Raw genomic sequence first — 17302 nt, 5'->3', positions numbered from 1 at the left:
ATGGAGGACGAACAGCGCCTGATGGCTGGCTCTATCGCTTCTGTCCGGCGCCGATAGCCTGCTGGTCCGCCTTGTGCGAGAGGAGGCCGCGATGAACCGGACGAAGGCAACAGAGGACCTGGCGCAACTGCCCCTGGTTGGCGATCGCCACGTCGACCCGCATTCCTATCCCGACGGCATCGCCTTCCTCGATGGTCAGTACCTGCCGATGTCGCAGGCCAAGGTGTCGGTACTGGATTGGGGATTCCTGCACTCGGACGCCACCTACGATACGGTGCATGTCTGGGACGGCCGCTTCTTCCGGCTTGACCTGCATCTCGACCGCTTCTTCGGCGGGCTCGAAAAGCTGCGCATGGCGATCCCCTTCGATAGGGATGGCGTGGCCGAGATCCTGCACAATTGCGTCGCGCTGTCGGGTCATCGCGCCGCCTATGTGGAGATGCTGTGCACCCGCGGCGCCTCGCCGACCTTCAGCCGCGATCCACGCCAGGCGATCAACCGCTTCATGGCGTTCGCGGTGCAATTCGGCTCGGTCGCCAATGCCGAACAGTTGCGGCGCGGCCTGCACGTCGCCATCAGCGACAAGGTGCGCATTCCGCCGGCTTCGATCGATCCTGCGATCAAGAACTACCACTGGCTCGACCTGGTGCGCGGCCTCTACGATGCCTATGACCGCGACGCCGAGACCGCGCTCATTCTCGACTTCAACGGCAATGTCGCCGAGGGCCCGGGCTTCAACGTCTTCTGCGTCGAGGATAGCAGACTGTCGACGCCGGCCATCGGCGTGCTGCCCGGCATCACCCGCCGCACCGTTTTCGATCTCTGCGGCGAGGAAGGGCTCACCGTGGAGGCCATCGATGTCAGCGTCGCCGCGCTCAAGGCGGCCGACGAGGTCTTCATCACCTCGACCGCCGGCGGCATCATGCCGGTGACGCGGATCGACGGCGCGGCGATCGCCGATGGCAAGGTCGGGCCCGTTACCAGCCGGCTGATGGCGCTCTATTGGCGAAAGCACGATCACCCGGCGTGGTCGAGCCCCGTAAGATATCCCTGATACCCGGCCGCCCTGTTCAAAAAAAGATTTCCCCTCGCCTCTGGAAAATCAGGGGACGGACTGTATATGCCCGAAAGCGGAGAAGCCTCCGCTTTCACCCAAAATCATGCCCGCAGGGGCAAGGATCCCACATCATGACATCAAAGGTTTGGTTCATCACCGGATCGTCGAAGGGTTTTGGCCGCGTCTGGGTCGAGGCCGCATTGGCGCGTGGCGACCGCGTTGCCGCGACCGCCCGTGACGCCGGCACGCTCGCCGATCTGGTCGAGAAGTATGGCGACAACATTGCCGCGATAAAACTCGACGTCACCGACAAGAAAGCAGTCGACGCCGCTGTCGCAGAGGCGCACAAGCGCTTCGGCCGGCTCGACGTGGTCATCAACAATGCCGGCTATGGCCATTTCGGCGCCATCGAGGAAGTCAGCGAGCAGGAAGCCCGCGACCAGATCGAAACCAATGTGTTCGGCGCGCTCTGGGTCACGCAGGCAGCCCTGCCGATCCTGCGGTCGCAGAGGTCCGGCCACATCATCCAGATCTCGTCGATCGGCGGCGTCAACGCCTTTGCCTCGCTCGGCCTCTATCATGCCTCGAAATGGGCGCTGGAAGCCTTCAGCCAGTCACTCAGCATCGAGGTCGCGGAGTTCGGCATCCATGTCACGCTGGTCGAGCCGGGCGGCTTCTCCACCGACTGGTCCGGCGCCTCAGCCAAGGTATCCAAGCCGATCGAGGCCTATGCGCCTGCCCGCGCCAAGATGGCCGAGCGCCGCGCCAACTCGGTCGCCGGCGATCCCGAAGCGACCGGCCCGGCGATGCTGGCCATCGTCGACGCCGCCGAACCGCCGCTGCGCGTGTTCTTCGGCGATGGCGGCCTGCCGATGATCCGCCAGGAATACGCCAACCGCCTCGCCACCTGGGACAAGTGGGACCAGGTGTCCATCATGGCGCAAGGCCCCAACAAGAACCGCAAGGGCTGAGGCGCATCCATGCTGCATCGCCCTCCAGGCGGTGCAGCTGCTCCGGTTGATCCCGACAAACGTTTGCTCGCGTCTGTCGGGATCGGGCCGGTTCCGGCCGGATTGGGCAGGAAGCGATCGGTCAGGTGCCGGTCAGGCCAGGAAGAAATACATTGTACAATATGGCCGCGGGCGCTCGCCACTGATCGGGGGAATTGTAGTTTCCGGTCGTTATGGCGAGTACGAAATCGAGGCCGGGGAAGACAAACAACCTTTGTCCGCCATTTCCAAAGGCGGCGACAAACCGCTCCCCATACGTCCCAGCTCTATCCGTTACGGCCTCCTCGCCCAGATACCAGAGATAGCCGTAGCGCATTCCCGGCCAGCCCATGTCGACCAATGCGGCGGGCTGGAAACTCTGATCGAGCCAGGATTTCGGTACGACCGCGCGGCCCTCCCATTGCCCGTCCTGCAGGATCATCTGCCCGATACGAGCCAGCGAACGCGGCGCCAGCCGCAGGCCCGACGCGGCCGACGCTTCGCCGTCCTGTCCGCGAATCCAGTCCATGGCGTTGATTCCGAGGGGATCAAACAGCGCGCCACGAGCGAATTCAGGCAAGCTTTGGCCGGTGCCCCTCTCGATGATCTTTCCGAGCAGCGCAACGGCTCCGCCGCTGTAGGTCCATCTCTTTCCCGGTTCGGCAAGTATCGGGCGATCGAGGATGAAGCGGTAGCGATCCGGCGCCTGCTCCATGGCGATTTCGCTGTTGGCGGGATCGGTGTACGGCACGTTCTCGTTCCACTCCGTGCCAAGCGTCATGGTCAAGGCATGGCGAATGGTCAGGCGCTTGCGCTGTGGATCGCTGGCAAGATCGGGGTATTCGGGAAACTGCGCGACGACAGGTTCATCAAGTCCCGGCACCTGGCCGCCGGCGAGCGCGATGCCATAGAGCAGACCGACGATGCTTTTGGTGACCGACCTGACATCGTGCAGCGTGTCGGGCCCAAATGCCACGTTCCCGAGCGACTGCCCCCATCTCATGTCGTTCCCGTCCATGTAGCGCTCGAACACGATACGACCGCCCCGAAGGGCAACGACTCCATGGACCCCCGCCAGTTTGCCCATCTTCGCCAGTTCGTCGAAGCTCGCCGCGGGATCGGATTTGAATCCCGCCGTGTTTGGCGCGGCAATCTGCCAGTCGCCGTCCGCCATGGCCGGTGTCGTGCTAACCACTATTGTCGCTCCCACATATTTGAGGATCTGCCTGCGGCTTGTTCGGACAATCATTTGCAACCTGTCAAACTGCTACCCCGGCAGGCCGCCTGCGCCCCCTGGGGTCAATCGTGGCCCTGCCCTTCTCCCGCCGCTCAAGCCGGAAGAAGCTATGTCTTGTAAATCCACTGCTCCGGTACCCGCGCCGAAATCCCTTCGCCGGCCTTGATCGTTCCCGGCTTCTCGACCCAGGCGACGACGCCCCGCAGCCGCTTCGCCGCTTTCGGGAACAACAATGCGCCGGCTTCGATATCGGCCATTCCAGAATTCTCGGCAATCGACCGCCCGGCGACACGGCACGGTCCGTTCTGGGCATCGACCTTGAGGGTGACGCCGTCCTTGAAGAACAGCAGCGTGCCGGCCGGCAGCATCGACAGATGCGGCACGCCTTCGATCACCAGATTGGCGCCGATCCATTCCGGCTTGATCTCGGCTAGCCCCATCCGCTCGGCGACGACAGCCAGTTCGTCCGCTGCCACGATCGACAGTTGCCGTTCGTTGCGCATTTCGGTGCCGCGCGGATACCAGGGTTCGCGGCCGCCCGAGCGCCGCGTCGCGCCGGCATGGAAATCGCCCGATATGCCGTCGAAGCCCAGCCGCAATTCCTCCACCGGGCGTGTCTGGAAATGGTCCGCCGGCGCGGCATAAAGCGCGGCCGCACGGGCGGAAAGCTTCTTTGCCGGGATGATTTCGACCGGCTTTTCGGCCTCGGGGAAGAGATCCAGCATGGCTTCATTCCTTGGATGATGCGCCCTGGTTTTGCCCTTCGTCCGGCAATGCCGCAAGAGCGGTTTGGGCCAAAACGCGCAACTCTTCTACCGATGCGCCGTCGCGCGCCTGGATCGACATGCCATTCATGACGCCTGCAACAAATTTGGCGAAGCCTTCGGCACAGACGCCTACCGGCAGATCGCCCATCGCCCTGCCCTTGGCCAGCCGCTGCGCGATCGCCGCCTCGCTCGCCTTGCGATAGGCCTTGAGTTCATCCGCAATGGCTTGCGCCTGTGGCGAGGCCGCCAGCGCGCCACTGACGAAAAGGCATCCGCCTGGCTTGCCAGGCCTGGAATAGGCCTCCGCCGCCCCCATGAGCAACCGCCGGATCGCCTCGCGCGTCGCTACCGGCGCACTCAGCGCCTCCAGCGCAAACCCTATCTCGGTCTCGTGGTAGCGTGTCAGCGTCTTGCGGAACAACGTCTCCTTGTCGGTGAAAGCATTGTAGATCTGCGGCGGCGTCAGCCCCATCGCCTCGCGCAGCATGGCAAGCGACGTCGCTTCATAGCCATGCTCCCAGAACAGATGCATCGCCGCATCCAGTGCCCGGTCGGGGTCGAACGCACGGGGACGACCGCCCCTGGCCTTTTCCAAATTATCCATAGTGATCGATACGAAACCTGTTGACTTGCCTGCTTCGCATAACGTAACAATTGATACGAAACATGGCAAGCCGGAAGACGATCCGTCAGGCAAGGCCGTGCAACCAGAGGACAAGGAGAGCCCAGATGCCAATCACAGTGACCGCGCCGGAAGGTGTACTGACCCCGGCCGGAGAGCGCGAAATCCTGCCGCGCCTCAGCGCCGCCCTGATCGAAGCCTCCGGCGCCAAGGGCAATTCCTTCTTCACCGCGATCGTCGGCGGCACGGTCCATGTCCTGCCGTCCCGCCACATCTATGCCGGCGGTGCCAACCGGCCTGTCGTCATGGTTGAGTTGAAATTGCCCAATATCGGCCTTGGCTCGGTTGAAGCCCGCAAGGCCTTCATCACCACCGCCGCCGGGATTGTCGCCGATCTCTGCGTCCCGGAGCACAAGCCTGAAAACACCTGGATCAACATCGTCAACGCGCCCGACGGCGGCTGGGGCATCGGCGACAGGCAATATACAGGCGATGCGCTTGTCGCCGCCGTCACCGCCGCGGCGCACTGAACCGATGGGGAACGACAGGATGCGGCTTTCCCCTTCGCTGTTCTTCACCACCAATTGCGAGCCGGCTCTGGCCTTCTACGAACAATGCGGCCTTGGCCGGGGAACCATCCTGCTGCGCTGGGGCGACAACGGCATGCCGGTACGAACCGAAGCCATGCGCGGAAAGATCCTGCATGCGCGCTTCGAAGGTCCCGGCGTGCTGTTTCATGCCTCCGACAATGACGATGCGGAGCCGATGAAAGGCTCCGCCATGATGCTGGAATTCGACGATCCGGCCGCCATGCGGGAGCTTTTCCAACGCATGGCCGCCGGCGGTCGCATCGCCGTGCCCCTGGCGCGGCAATATTGGGGAAGCAGTTTCGGCATGCTGGTCGACGCCCATGGCGTGCAATGGATGTTCAGCTGTTCCAGCGAGTGAGGATAAGGATCACGATCTTCTTACCGGAAATGGAACTGGCGCCGCATTGCCGCCGCGTCGGCTCGCTCTCATGGTGCTCGACTGCATGTCGCCCAAAAGGAGTCCCGGTTTTGGGAGCGCGACCTGCATGAAACAAGGACCGGAGGTTCGGCATGCGACCGGTGACGGCAATCACGCTGCTCTGGCTGATTTGGGTGCTCACGTGGATTGCGGCCGCGGCATGGGCTGATCCGGCTCAAAAACGCGCCACCATCGGGGCTGAGGTCCGCTACCGTGTCTTCTGGCTGGCCGGCACCATCCTGCTGTTCGTTCCGGCGCACGGCTATGAAGGCAGGTTGAGATTGTGGACCCCAACCCTCGCCGAGGCCTGGGCTTGCACTGCCCTGATCGCCATCGGGCTGATCTTCTCGTGGTGGGCGCGCATTCATCTGGGCAGGCTGTGGTCGGCCTCGGTCACTTCCAAGGCAGACCACCGCATCATCGACACCGGCCCCTACGGCCTGGTCCGGCATCCGATCTATACAGGGCTGCTGTTGGCGGTGCTCGCCACCATGGCGGCAAAGGGCACGGTCTGGGGTATTGCGGGCGCGGCCCTGCTCATCATCGGCGTCGTCATGAAGGCGAAGCTCGAGGAACGCTTCCTGCGCGGCGAACTAGGCCCCGCCTATGACGATTACGCACGGCGGGTGCCGATGCTGGTGCCCTTCACACCGGCCTGACGGAAGCGCGGAAAGCCTTCGTTTGCAGGCCGGCATCACCTGAATATCGGCGCGCGTCAAAGCATCCGGATGAGCGCGCCGCCGATCGAATACCCCGCGCCAAAGGCGCAGATCAAGCCGAAATCCCCGGGTTTCATGTCGGCATGGTTCTCCGACAGCGCCACGATGGCGCCGGCGCCCGCGGTGTTGCCCAGCCGCTCCAGCACCATCGGCGCACGGTCATGATCGACATCGTGGCCAAAGGAGAGCTTCAGGATCATGGCATTCATGCGCGCATTGGCCTGGTGCAGCCAGAAGCGCCGGACCGCCTGAGGGGTCAGCCCGTGCTCGGCCAGGAATTCGACGATGAACTTCTGGCCGGCGACGGTGACTTCCTTGAACACCTTGTTGCCGACCTGCTTGATCAAATTGCCTTCCAGGTTGATCATGTAGGGATCGTCCTGGGCGGTGCGCGTGTGATAGCCGAGATTGGTGCGGATGTTGTTCGACATCTGCGTCCAGATGCGTGTGTCCAACACCTCGAAGCGTCCCGGCCGTTTGTCGCCCTTGGCAAGTCCCTCCACCACCAGCGACACCGAGGCGTCGCCGAAGATGAAATGCGTCTGCCGGTCGCGGAAATTGAGATGGCCGGTGATGATTTCCGGCGTGGTCACCAGGATGCGCTTGTGCGCGCCCGAGCGCACCAGATTGACGGCCATGTGAAGGGCCGCGGCGGCGGACGAACAGCCAAGCCCCATGTCGAAGCCCGCGCCCCTTGTCCCCAGCGCCTCCTGCATTTCGATGGCGATCGCCGGATAGGGCCGCTGGTGGTGCGAAGCCGAGCAGATGATCAAATCGATCTGAGACGGTTGAAGCCCGGCATGGTCAAGCGCCTTCCTGGCCGAGGCGATGCCGAATTCCGCTTCCAGCGACAGCGCATCGTCGGGCCGCGCCGGAATGCGCGGCGTCATGCGGGTTGGATCGAGTATGCCTTCGCGCTCGATCACATGACGGGATTTCACACCCGAGGCATGAACGATGAAGTCGCTGTCGGATTTCTGCAGCAGCGCCTCGCCGGTACCCTGGCGGCGCGCATTCTCCGTGTCGACCCAGCTGTTGAAGCTCTCGACCAGCTCTTCATTGGTGATGACAGCTTCAGGAATTTCAGCGCCGATGCCGCTGATGATGACGCGATGCATGTTTCAGTCCGTCCCATCCGCAGGCGTTGCGGCTTCATGTGGGCGCCGAAACGCTTCGGCGCAACACTTTTCTCATCCTGCCGGTTTACGCCGGCTTAAATCAAGGGTTCAGGCCGGCCTGACCCGCTTTCACCAGGCGCACAGCTTGGTGCTTGTCTGAGGGTTGTTCCAGCAGGCGCCATCGTCGCGGCTGCGCACATATTGTCCCGGCAACGGCACGTTGCGGCGGCCGAGATTGACGTAGCCATAGGCAAAACCCGGCCCGTCGATCTCCAGCACATAGGTCGGATAGCCCGGCGCCGAGATGCGGAAGCTGCCCGCACCATCGATCGCGCGGTAGCTGCACGGAAAATACCCGTCATCCGTGGTGAAGCAGCGCGCCCGCTTGGCTTCAGCCGAAACCGAAAACGCCAGTAGTGCCGCCGCGCATACGCCACCGCCGTAAAGCAATCTTTTCAAAGTCATCATTCACCCCCTGCCATGCGGGCCATCGTCGCCCGCGCGATGAGTTGGGCACGGCGGTCAAACCGGGTCAAGCGGCCGCGTCAGGGCTCAAGCAAAGTGGGTAATTCTTTCCTAGCCGGCCCTTTTTGCGACAATGAAAATTCGCGGGAAGCGCAGCAGAACCTTGCCGTTTGCCGTTCTGGGATAGGCCTTGGCGATCTTGGCCGTGTAGCTGTCGAGGAACAGCTTGCGCTCGTCCGCATCCAGCGGATCGAGGAACGGCTTCAGCCCGGTCGCCTTGACCCATTCGACGATCGCCTCGGCATCGGCCAGCGGATGATTGTAGATGGTGTGCCAGATATCGAGCCGGTCGCTGAGCGGCGACAACAGGTCGTAGTAGAACGACACTGGTGGCAGCGGCGCGCGCGCCGCGCCTTTTATCCTTGCCGCAAACGGCATTTCGGCGGCGGTCTCGCGCATCAGCCGGTGCGAATCCTCGGCCATATTGTCCGGCATCTGGACCGCCAGCGCACCGCCGGGCGCGAGGAAGCCCATCAGCCTCTGAAACACCGCAGGGTGCTCGGGCAGCCACTGGAACACCGCATTGGCAAAGATGACATTGACCGGCTCGGCCGGCTGCCATGTCGAAGCATCGGCGAGGTCGAAGCTGACATTGGGCAGGCGCGCCCTCGCCTTTTCGATCATGTCGGAAGAGGTGTCGAAACCGCTCACCTGAGCATCCGGCCAGCGCTCGACCAGGAGCTCGGTCGAATTGCCCGGCCCGCAGCCGATGTCGACGACCCGGCGCGGGAAATCGACCGGCACCTGGGCTGCGAGGTCGCGCGCGGGCCGCGTACGCTCATCCTCGAATTTCAGATATTGGGCGGCGGACCAGTCAGCCATTTGAACTCCTCATATGGTTTGAGAATTCGCCGCCCCCATGGTCCCCTACCGCGTCAGCCGCTTGTGCGTCATGCGGTGCGGGGCCGCCGCTTCGGCGCCCAGGCGCCGCAGCTTGTCCTTCTCATATTCCTCGAAATTGCCTTCGAACCACTCGACATGCGCGTCACCTTCGAAGGCCAGCATGTGGGTCGCCATGCGGTCGAGGAACATGCGATCGTGGCTGATGATGACGGCGCAGCCGGCATAGGCTTCGAGCGCGTCTTCCAGCGCTCCCAGCGTTTCGGTGTCGAGGTCGTTGGTCGGTTCGTCGAGCAGCAGGACATTGCCGCCATTCTTCAGCATCTTGGCCAGATGCACGCGGTTGCGCTGGCCGCCGGACAGGTTGCCGACCTTCTGCTGCTGGTCGCCGCCACGGAAATTGAAGGACGAGCAATAGGCGCGGCTGTTGATCTCGTGCTTGCCGAGCTTGATGATTTCGGCGCCGCCGGAGATTTCTTCCCACACGGTCTTGTTCCCATCCAGTGCATCGCGGCTCTGGTCGACATAGCCCAGCTTGACCGTCTCGCCGATGCGCACGGTGCCCGCATCCGGCTTTTCCTGCCCGGTGAAGGTCTTGAACAGCGTCGTCTTGCCGGCGCCGTTCGGGCCGATGACGCCGACGATGCCGCCCGGCGGCAGGCGGAACGACAGGTTCTCGATCAGAAGCTCGTCGCCAAAGCCCTTGTTGAGGCCTTCGACTTCGATGACCACATTGCCGAGACGCTCGCTCGAGGGAATGACGATCTGCGTGTCGGTCGGCTTGCGGTTCTGCGACTGCTCGACCAGTTCCTCATAGGCCTTGATACGCGCCTTCGACTTGGTCTGGCGTGCCTTCGGGCTCGACTGGATCCATTCGCGCTCGCGCCAGATCGACTTCTGGCGAGCGTCGTCCTCGCGGCCTTCCTGGATCAGGCGCTTGGCCTTGGCATCGAGATATCTGGTGTAGTTGCCTTCGTAGGGAATGCCGCGGCCGCGATCGAGTTCGAGGATCCAGCCGGTGACATTGTCGAGGAAGTATCGGTCGTGGGTGATGATCAGCACCGAGCCCGGATAGTCGCGCAGGTGCTTTTCCAGCCACGCCGTGGTCTCGGCGTCGAGATGGTTGGTCGGTTCGTCGAGCAGCAACAGGTCCGGCTGGCGCAACAGAAGCTGGCAAAGCGCCACACGGCGGCGCTCGCCGCCCGACAGGTTGGTCACTTCGGAATCGCCTGGCGGACACTGCAGCGCGTCCATCGCCATCTCGACCTGCTGCTCGAGATCCCACAGGTTCAGCCTGTCCATCTCGTCCTGGAGCTTGCCGGACTCGTCGGCCGTCTCGTCGGAATAGTTCATCATCAGCTCGTTGTAGCGTTCGATGATGGCCGTCTTCCGTGCGACGCCTTCCATGACGTTTTCCATCACGGTCTTCTTGGGGTCGAGATGCGGCTCCTGCGGGAGGTAGCCGACTGTCGCGCCCTCGGCCAACCACGCCTCGCCCTGAAACTCCTTGTCCAGCCCGGCCATGATGCGCAGGATCGTCGACTTGCCCGAGCCGTTCGGCCCGAGAATGCCGATCTTGGCGTCCGGGTAGAAGGACAGATGAACGTTATCGAGCACCTTCTTGGTGCCATAGGCCTTCGACAGGCCGGACATGTGATAGATGAACTGGCGTGCCACGCGCGCTTTCCCTGAAACTGACTGAATTGTCGATTTGAATGGAGGTTGGCCGCTATGTAGGCGATGCGGCGGCGAACGGCAATCGCTTTTGCCAGATCAAGCCGACCACACGGACAAGTGTGCGCCGCCTCCTGAAGATTTCCATCGGCAACGAAGCCGCTGAAAGCTCCGGTTAACCCTTCATCGTCAAAACAGGATCGGGGTGGAATCGCTGGCTTACGGCGTTTCCTGGAAAGAGAGCGGATCGACGGCATTGTTGAACAGTTTCCTGCTCCTTGCCGAAGCGATCGTCTACTTCAGCGTCATGGTTACGCTTTTCCGCTTCAGGAAGCGCATTGGTCTGGGCGTCTTCGTCTGCGCGCTCGGCGTCATGCACTTCCTGGAAACCTATCTTGCCAGCGTCTTTTATGTCGCCTTGCCGTTCGGCATGGTTTCGCCGGGCTCGGCGGTGCTGTTTTCGGGCAAGCTGGTGATGCTCCTCCTGCTCTACATGAAGGAGGACGCGGCCACCGTACGCCAGCCGATCTACGGCCTGCTGCTCGGCAATGGGCTGATGATCGGGCTGGTGCTGCTCTTGCGCCTGCACGCCATCGCGCCGCTGCCTGACGGCCGGCTGCCCGACATCGGCTTCATCGACGAGATGGGCTGGCTGATGGTGTGGGGCACGACGCTGCTGTTCATCGACGCCATTCTGCTCATCCTGATCTATGAAAAGCTTGGCCGGCACCTGCGCCAGGCGCAGTTCGCGCGCATCCTGATTTGCGTCGCCTGCGTGCTGACCTTCGACCAGGCGGGTTTCTTCACCGCGCTGCATTTCGTTGCCGGCGCACCGATCGATGTCTTCTTCGGCGGCTGGTTCGCCAAGATGGCCGCGGCCCTGGCCTTCAGCGGCATGCTGGTGGCTTACCTCAGATGGTTCGAGGAGCGCGACATTCCGCTGCCGCGCGGACTGACCGACATTTTCCAAACCCTGACATACCGCGAGCGCTACGAAGCACTGGTCGAGCATGTCGGCCGCGACGGCCTGACCGGCCTGCTGCATCGCGGCCGCTTCGACGCTGACGGGGAAGCCGCGGTCGAGGTCAGCCTGCGCACGGCGAGGCCACTCAGCCTGCTGATCATCGATGTCGACCATTTCAAGTCGATCAACGACCGTTTCGGCCATGCCGAGGGCGACAAGGTGCTGAAGGCGGTTGCGACCCTGCTTCGCGAGGTGGCCAGCGCCGAAGACCAGGTGTTCCGGATCGGCGGCGAGGAATTCGCCGTCCTGAGTTCGCGTCCGCATTCGGTCGCCAGGCTGTTTGGCGAAAGCATCCGCTACGCGGTCAAGGCATCGGCCGTCACCAGCCGCTTCGAGCTGACCGTCAGCGCCGGCGTTTCAACCGTCAGCGAAACGACCCGCTGCCTTGCCGATCTGTTTGCGCTCGCCGACCAGCGCCTTTACAAGGCGAAGTCGACCGGGCGCGATCGCGTCGTCGGCGAGCCAGGCGGCCCTGAGGCCGATATGGCCGTCGCCTGGACCAAGTCGGGGCAATTCTAGCGCCGGTCTGGGATTTTCTCTGGCGCCGAATGCTCGTCAGCGTCAGGGCCGTCATCAACGCGATCGCCAGCCATTTCAGCGCAGTGCTTCACGGGCGGTCGACAGCCGTTCGGGCGCGTACCGGAAGCCGCGGCGTGCTTACTGGAACCCGATCGCGTCGACGGTGCCGGTCGGGCAACCGGCCTTGTTGGTCGGCACCGAGGCGAGCAACAGGTCCTTGAGCGAAGCGTTCGGGCCGATCGGACCGGCAAGGCCAAGCGTCAGTTCGCCGATCAGCCGCCGGCCGCTCGTGGGATCGATGACGCAGGACACCCGCACGCGGTCCCCTGCCCCGGCGCCGAACGCGGTGTCGAAGGCACCACGTATCTGGTCCGCCGTCAGTTTGCCGCCAATGTTCTTGACGAAGAGATCGCGCACCGGCGAGCTGTTGACCTCCCGCATCAGGCTGAGCGCATCCGCAAAATACTCCTGCTGGCTCTTGCCGTAGCAGGTGCCGTGCTTGATCCACTCATGCCGCTCCAGCTGGGACGCCGTGCCCGGCATCACCTGGTCGAGCTCCTTGCGGGTGCCGGCGTCCAGATTGACCGGCGGCAGGTCCTTCCAGTGAGCCGGATTGTCGTTGGCCTTGTCGTTGGCCGCCACCTGGCAATAGAAATTGCCGTTCGGCTGCGGCCACAGGCCGTGCAGGGTGAAATTGGTGGCATCGAACTCGTTCGGGTTCTGCGCCTTGCACTCGGTCTTGTTCGACTTGGTCTCGCAAAAAGCCGGCTGCCAGCTCAGCGCGAAGACATATTCGGGTTTGCCAGAGGCGGCGAGCTTGCCTTGTCCGCCAGGTGCCACCGGCACCGTCGCCGCACTGCTGCCCGACAGATGGCCGCAACTGACCTTCACCCAGCGGCGCTCCGGATCGGCGCCCGGCACCAGGATCAGATAATGTGTCGGCGCGTCCTTGTTGCCGGCCAGCAGCTGGTAGCTCTGTCCGGCATCGGTCGAGACATTGCCGGGATTCTTGCTGTTCTTGATGGCTTGCGTTGCCGGACAGGCAGCGTCGGCGACGAAAGTGCCGCTCATCTTGACGTCGGCATGCGCCGCGCCGGCCAGCGACACCGCCAGCATGGCCAATCCGAAAACAACACCAATGCGCATGAGAATCCCCGGCTGAAGAAAGTGGGCGACAGACTGAAGCTGTCTCCATGTCAGAATTGCGATGTTTTGCTGGCCAAACGCAAGAAACATCGTCGCGCAAAAGCAGTTGCTGTGGATTGACGCGAAACCGGCGCCGGCGCAAACAAAACCAACAACGATAAATGGGGGCGAGAGCAGGCGGCCATGCCTTTCAGTCAACAACGCATGGTCCGCTCACCGACCGGCGCCGATCTCAATCTCCTCGTCAGGCATGCCGACAGCCGGCCACGTGCCGTCGTCCAGATCAATCATGGACTGGCCGAACACGCCGCGCGCTATGCCGGTTTCGCCGATTTCCTGGCCGTGCGCGGCTTCCACGTCTATGTCCACGACCATCGCGGCCATGGCGCGACCAAGGCGCCCGACGCGCCGCTCGGCAAATTCGCCGACAAGGATGGCCAGGCCAAGGTGATCGCCGACGTCGATGCCATCCATGACCTGATCGCCAGCGAATGCCCTGATCTGCCGGTCATCCTTTTCGGTCATTCGATGGGCGCGTCGATAGCGCTGAACTACCTTTTGAGCCACTCGCCGCGTGTCCACGCCGCCGCGATCTGGAACGGCAATTTCTCGCAAGGGCGGCTTGGGCAGGTGGCGCTGGGCATCCTTGCCTGGGAACGGATGCGGCTGGGCTCCGACGTTCCATCGCGCCTGCTGCCGAAACTCACCTTCCAGGCGTGGGGCAAGGCGGTGCCCAACCACCGCACACTGTTCGACTGGTTGTCGCGCGACGAGGCGGAGGTGGCAAAATACATCGCCGATCCGCTGTGCGGCTGGGACGCCTCGGTGTCGATGTGGCACGATGTGGTCTCGATGGCGATGAACGGCGGCAAGGATGCCGGGTTCACGAGCGTGCGGCGCGACCTTCCGGTCGCCATCATCGGCGGCGAGAAAGACCCCGCTTCGGACTACGGCAAGGGCATCACTCACCTTGCCAACCGCATGCTCAGGATGGGCTTTTCGAATCTCGTTTCAAAGGTTTACGCCGACACCCGCCACGAAAGCCTGAACGAGGTGAATCGCGACATCATCATGGACGATTTCGCCGCTTGGGCCGACTGTGCCCTGAAGGCGTGACGGATTGGCCTATTGCAAGGGCCGTGACAGCCCTTGCCGGGCTTGATAGAGCCTCTGCTTTCGCGGCAATCACGGTGATTGCGGCAATCATGGTGATTTATGGCTGAACCCCCGCTGAAAGGCGTCCGCGTCATCGAACTCGCCCGCATCCTGGCCGGCCCCTGGGCTGGACAGTTGCTTGCCGATCTCGGCGCCGATGTCATCAAGGTCGAAAGCCCCGACGGCGGCGACGACACCCGCAAATGGGGCCCGCCCTTCGTCATGAGCCATGACGGCGAGAACCTGTCGGCCGCCTATTACCATTCCTGCAATCGCGGCAAGCGCTCCATCGCCATCGACTTTTCGACGCCTGAGGGTGCCGAAACCATCCGCCGGCTGGTCGCCACATCGGATGTGCTGATCGAGAATTTCAAGCTCGGCGGGCTCAGGAAATACGGGCTCGACCATGACAGCCTGCGCCAGATCAACCCCCGCCTCGTCTATTGCTCGATCACCGGGTTTGGCCAGGACGGTCCGTATGCGCCACGCGCCGGCTACGACTTCATCATCCAGGCCATGGCCGGCATGATGTCGATCACCGGCGAGCCCGGCCGTGAGCCGCAAAAGGCCGGCGTCGCCATCTCGGACATCTTCACCGGGCTTTATTCGGTCATCGCCATCCAGGCCGCGCTGCGGCACGCCGACCAGACCGGCCAAGGCCAGCACATCGACATGGCGCTGTTCGACACGCAGATCTCGGCGCTCGGAAATCAGAACCTCAACTATCTCGTCTCCGGCAAGTCGCCGGTGCAGATGGGCAATGCGCATATGAACATCGCGCCTTACGAGGTGGTGCCGGTCCGTGACGGCCACATCATCCTGGCGGTCGGCAATGACGGTCAGTTCCAGAAATTCTGCGCCGCCGTCGGGCTGGACGATCTGCCCGCCAGTCCCGATTTCGCTACCAACCCCGCCCGAGTCGCCAACCGGGTCAAGCTGCGCGAACGCGTCGTCGAGGCGCTGAGCATCCTTGATCGCGATCCGCTGCTGGCAAAGCTCGAAGCCGCCGGCGTGCCGGCGAGCCCGATCAACACGATCGGCCAGATGTTCGCCGACCCGCAGACGATCGCGCGCGGCATGCGGCTCGACCTCGACGACGGCCATGGCAACCGTCTGCCTTCCGTGCGCGCGCCGATGGTGATGTCGGGCACGCCGCTGGTCTATGAACGCCCTTCGCCGCGCCTAGGCGAACACACAGACGAAATCCTTGCCGAACTGGAGAGATCAGCGAAATGAAGACCGGTGGAAAACTGATCGTCGAAGCGCTGGAAGCAAACGGCACCGACCGCATCTTCTGCGTGCCGGGCGAATCCTATCTCGCGGTGCTCGACGCGCTGCACGACTCGGCGATCCGCACCATCGTCTGCCGCCAGGAAGGTGGCGCCGCGATGATGGCGGACTGCCAGGGCAGGCTGACCGGCAAGCCGGGCATCTGCTTCGTCACCCGTGGCCCCGGCGCCACCAACGCCTCGGCCGGTATCCACATCGCCATGCAGGATTCGGTGCCGCTCATCCTGTTCATCGGCCAGGTCGCCAGCCACGCCAAGGAGCGGGAGGCGTTCCAGGAGGTGGACTACAAGAGGTTCTTCGGCGACATCGCCAAATGGGTGGTCGAGATCGACGACGCCGCGCGCATCCCTGAATTCGTCACCCGTGCTTTCGCCGTGGCGACATCGGGGCGTCCCGGCCCGGTGGTCATCTCGTTGCCCGAGGACATGCTGACGAGCGTGGTCGAGGCGCCGGACGCACTTCCCCATACGCCGGTCGAGACATACCCCGGCGCGGCCGAGCTGGACGCGCTGGAGATGCTGCTTGCCGGCGCCAAGCGCCCTTTCGTCATCCTCGGCGGCACGCGCTGGAACGAGGAAGCGGTGGCGCACATGCGCGCCATATCAGAGACATGGTCGCTGCCGGTCGGCTGTTCCTTCCGACGCCAGATGCTGTTCGACCATCTGCACCCGAACTATGCCGGCGATGTCGGCATCGGCATCAATCCGAAACTGGCCAACGCCATCAAACAGGCCGACCTCGTGCTGCTGATCGGCGGCCGCATGGGCGAAATGCCGTCTTCCGACTATACGCTGCTGAAAAGCCCCTACCCCGACCAGGCGCTGGTTCATGTTCACGCCGATGCCGGCGAGCTCGGCCGCGTCTACCGGCCGACGCTGGCGATCAACGCCTCGCCCTCGGCTTTCGTCGAGGCTTTCGCCAGGCGCAAACCGGCTGCGACCCCAGGCTGGAACGAAGAGCCGGCGAAACTGCACGCCGCCTATCTCGACTGGTCGACACCACCGGAAACCGGCCCCGGCCCGGTCCAGATGGGACCGATCATGAATTATCTGGAGAAGGTCCTTCCCGACGACGCCATCCTTACCAACGGCGCCGGCAACTACGCCACCTGGGTGCATCGCTTCCACCGCTCCCGGCGCTTCGGCACACAAGCCGCGCCGACATCGGGTTCGATGGGCTATGGCACCCCGGCCGCGGTCGCCGCCAAGGCGCTATTCCCGGAGCGCACCGTGATCGCCTTTGCCGGCGACGGCTGCTTCCTGATGAACGGCCAGGAATTCGCCACCGCCGTGCAGTATGACCTGCCGATCATCGTCATCGTCGTCAACAACGGCATCTACGGCACGATCCGCATGCACCAGGAACGCGAATATCCCGGCCGTGTCGTCGGCACCGGCCTCAAGAACCCCGATTTCGCATCGCTGGCCCGTGCCTATGGCGGCCATGGCGAGACAGTCGAGAAGACAGCCGATTTCGCGCCCGCCTTCGAGCGAGCGCGCGCCAGCGGCAAGCCGGCGATCGTTGAAATCAGGCTCGATCCGGAAGCAATCACGCCGACCCGCACGCTCACTCAGATCCGCGACAAGGCGTGATTCAAAAGGGGCGGCAGCCC

Annotated in this window: 17 protein-coding genes; 9 read left to right on the top strand and 8 right to left on the bottom strand. The window is 63.5% G+C overall.

The features are described from left to right. Window positions 1–91 precede the first annotated feature (91 nt). A complete protein-coding gene (locus AC07UC_RS17610; RefSeq protein ID WP_494906879.1) occupies window positions 92–1054 on the top strand; it encodes a D-amino acid aminotransferase in 963 nt (320 codons plus the stop codon). A 134-nt stretch (window positions 1055–1188) separates the two neighbouring features. Continuing rightward, on the top strand, window positions 1189–2028 hold the full coding sequence (locus tag AC07UC_RS17605; protein ID WP_494906878.1) for an SDR family oxidoreductase: 840 nt from the start codon (window positions 1189–1191) through the stop codon (window positions 2026–2028). A 121-nt stretch (window positions 2029–2149) separates the two neighbouring features. Here the strand turns inward: AC07UC_RS17605 and AC07UC_RS17600 are convergent, their stop codons facing one another. The 3 genes from AC07UC_RS17600 to AC07UC_RS17590 form a co-directional block, all read right to left on the bottom strand. Continuing rightward, window positions 2150–3241: a serine hydrolase domain-containing protein gene (locus AC07UC_RS17600; RefSeq protein ID WP_494906877.1), complete on the bottom strand. Its 1092-nt coding sequence runs from the start codon at window positions 3239–3241 to the stop codon at window positions 2150–2152. A 149-nt stretch (window positions 3242–3390) separates the two neighbouring features. Beyond that, on the bottom strand, window positions 3391–4008 hold the full coding sequence (locus AC07UC_RS17595) for an MOSC domain-containing protein (protein ID WP_494906876.1): 618 nt from the start codon (window positions 4006–4008) through the stop codon (window positions 3391–3393). A gap of 4 nt (window positions 4009–4012) precedes the next feature. Then, the gene (locus AC07UC_RS17590; protein ID WP_494906875.1) at window positions 4013–4582 is read right to left on the bottom strand and encodes a TetR/AcrR family transcriptional regulator; all 570 of its coding nucleotides are present in this window, start codon (window positions 4580–4582) and stop codon (window positions 4013–4015) included. A 197-nt stretch (window positions 4583–4779) separates the two neighbouring features. Here AC07UC_RS17590 and AC07UC_RS17585 point away from each other — a divergent pair, with 197 nt between their 5' ends. The 3 genes from AC07UC_RS17585 (at window position 4780) to AC07UC_RS17575 (ending at window position 6339) form a co-directional block, all read left to right on the top strand. Continuing rightward, the gene (locus tag AC07UC_RS17585; RefSeq protein WP_494906874.1) at window positions 4780–5202 is read left to right on the top strand and encodes a hypothetical protein; all 423 of its coding nucleotides are present in this window, start codon (window positions 4780–4782) and stop codon (window positions 5200–5202) included. 19 nt (window positions 5203–5221) lie between these two features. Next, window positions 5222–5620, top strand: a complete 399-nt coding sequence (locus tag AC07UC_RS17580) for a VOC family protein (RefSeq protein ID WP_494906873.1) — start codon at window positions 5222–5224, stop codon at window positions 5618–5620. A 152-nt stretch (window positions 5621–5772) separates the two neighbouring features. Then, entirely contained in the window at window positions 5773–6339 is a 567-nt protein-coding gene (locus AC07UC_RS17575) for a methyltransferase family protein (RefSeq protein WP_140775766.1), read from the top strand. A 56-nt stretch (window positions 6340–6395) separates the two neighbouring features. Here AC07UC_RS17575 and AC07UC_RS17570 read toward each other — a convergent pair whose 3' ends face one another. The 4 genes from AC07UC_RS17570 to ettA all read right to left on the bottom strand — a co-directional run bounded on the left by AC07UC_RS17570 (window position 6396) and on the right by ettA (window position 10559). Beyond that, window positions 6396–7517, bottom strand: coding sequence for a beta-ketoacyl-ACP synthase III (locus AC07UC_RS17570; RefSeq protein WP_140775765.1), 1122 nt, complete (start codon window positions 7515–7517; stop codon window positions 6396–6398). Between the two features lie 129 nt (window positions 7518–7646). Further along, window positions 7647–7982 (bottom strand): hypothetical protein, encoded by a 336-nt coding sequence (locus AC07UC_RS17565; RefSeq protein WP_140775764.1) that lies wholly within the window; start codon window positions 7980–7982, stop codon window positions 7647–7649. Window positions 7983–8093: 111 nt separating this feature from the next. Beyond that, window positions 8094–8864 carry a trans-aconitate 2-methyltransferase gene (tam, locus tag AC07UC_RS17560; protein ID WP_494906872.1) on the bottom strand — a complete coding sequence of 257 codons (771 nt, stop codon included), beginning with the start codon at window positions 8862–8864 and terminating at the stop codon, window positions 8094–8096. 45 nt (window positions 8865–8909) lie between these two features. Then, window positions 8910–10559: an energy-dependent translational throttle protein EttA gene (gene ettA / locus AC07UC_RS17555; protein ID WP_494906871.1), complete on the bottom strand. Its 1650-nt coding sequence runs from the start codon at window positions 10557–10559 to the stop codon at window positions 8910–8912. A gap of 253 nt (window positions 10560–10812) precedes the next feature. Here ettA and AC07UC_RS17550 point away from each other — a divergent pair, with 253 nt between their 5' ends. Then, window positions 10813–12099 carry a GGDEF domain-containing protein gene (locus AC07UC_RS17550; RefSeq protein WP_494906870.1) on the top strand — a complete coding sequence of 429 codons (1287 nt, stop codon included), beginning with the start codon at window positions 10813–10815 and terminating at the stop codon, window positions 12097–12099. A gap of 138 nt (window positions 12100–12237) precedes the next feature. Here AC07UC_RS17550 and AC07UC_RS17545 read toward each other — a convergent pair whose 3' ends face one another. Continuing rightward, complete coding sequence (locus AC07UC_RS17545) at window positions 12238–13245, bottom strand: ribonuclease T2 family protein (protein WP_494906869.1); 1008 nt, start codon at window positions 13243–13245, stop codon at window positions 12238–12240. A 183-nt stretch (window positions 13246–13428) separates the two neighbouring features. On the opposite strand from AC07UC_RS17545, the gene AC07UC_RS17540 reads away from it, so the two are divergent. From AC07UC_RS17540 to AC07UC_RS17530, 3 genes are all read left to right on the top strand, one after another. Further along, the gene (locus AC07UC_RS17540; protein WP_494906868.1) at window positions 13429–14361 is read left to right on the top strand and encodes an alpha/beta fold hydrolase; all 933 of its coding nucleotides are present in this window, start codon (window positions 13429–13431) and stop codon (window positions 14359–14361) included. Between the two features lie 99 nt (window positions 14362–14460). Beyond that, a complete protein-coding gene (locus AC07UC_RS17535; RefSeq protein WP_494906867.1) occupies window positions 14461–15636 on the top strand; it encodes a CaiB/BaiF CoA transferase family protein in 1176 nt (391 codons plus the stop codon). Then, entirely contained in the window at window positions 15633–17282 is a 1650-nt protein-coding gene (locus AC07UC_RS17530) for a thiamine pyrophosphate-binding protein (protein ID WP_494906866.1), read from the top strand. Before AC07UC_RS17535 ends, AC07UC_RS17530 begins: the two co-directional genes overlap by 4 nt. Window positions 17283–17302 lie beyond the last annotated feature (20 nt).

The sequence above is a fragment of the Mesorhizobium sp. GW821-FHT04C10 genome (assembly GCF_059420305.1).
Note: the sequence above shows the minus strand (reverse complement) of the source record. Positions and strands in the feature narration are given on the sequence as shown.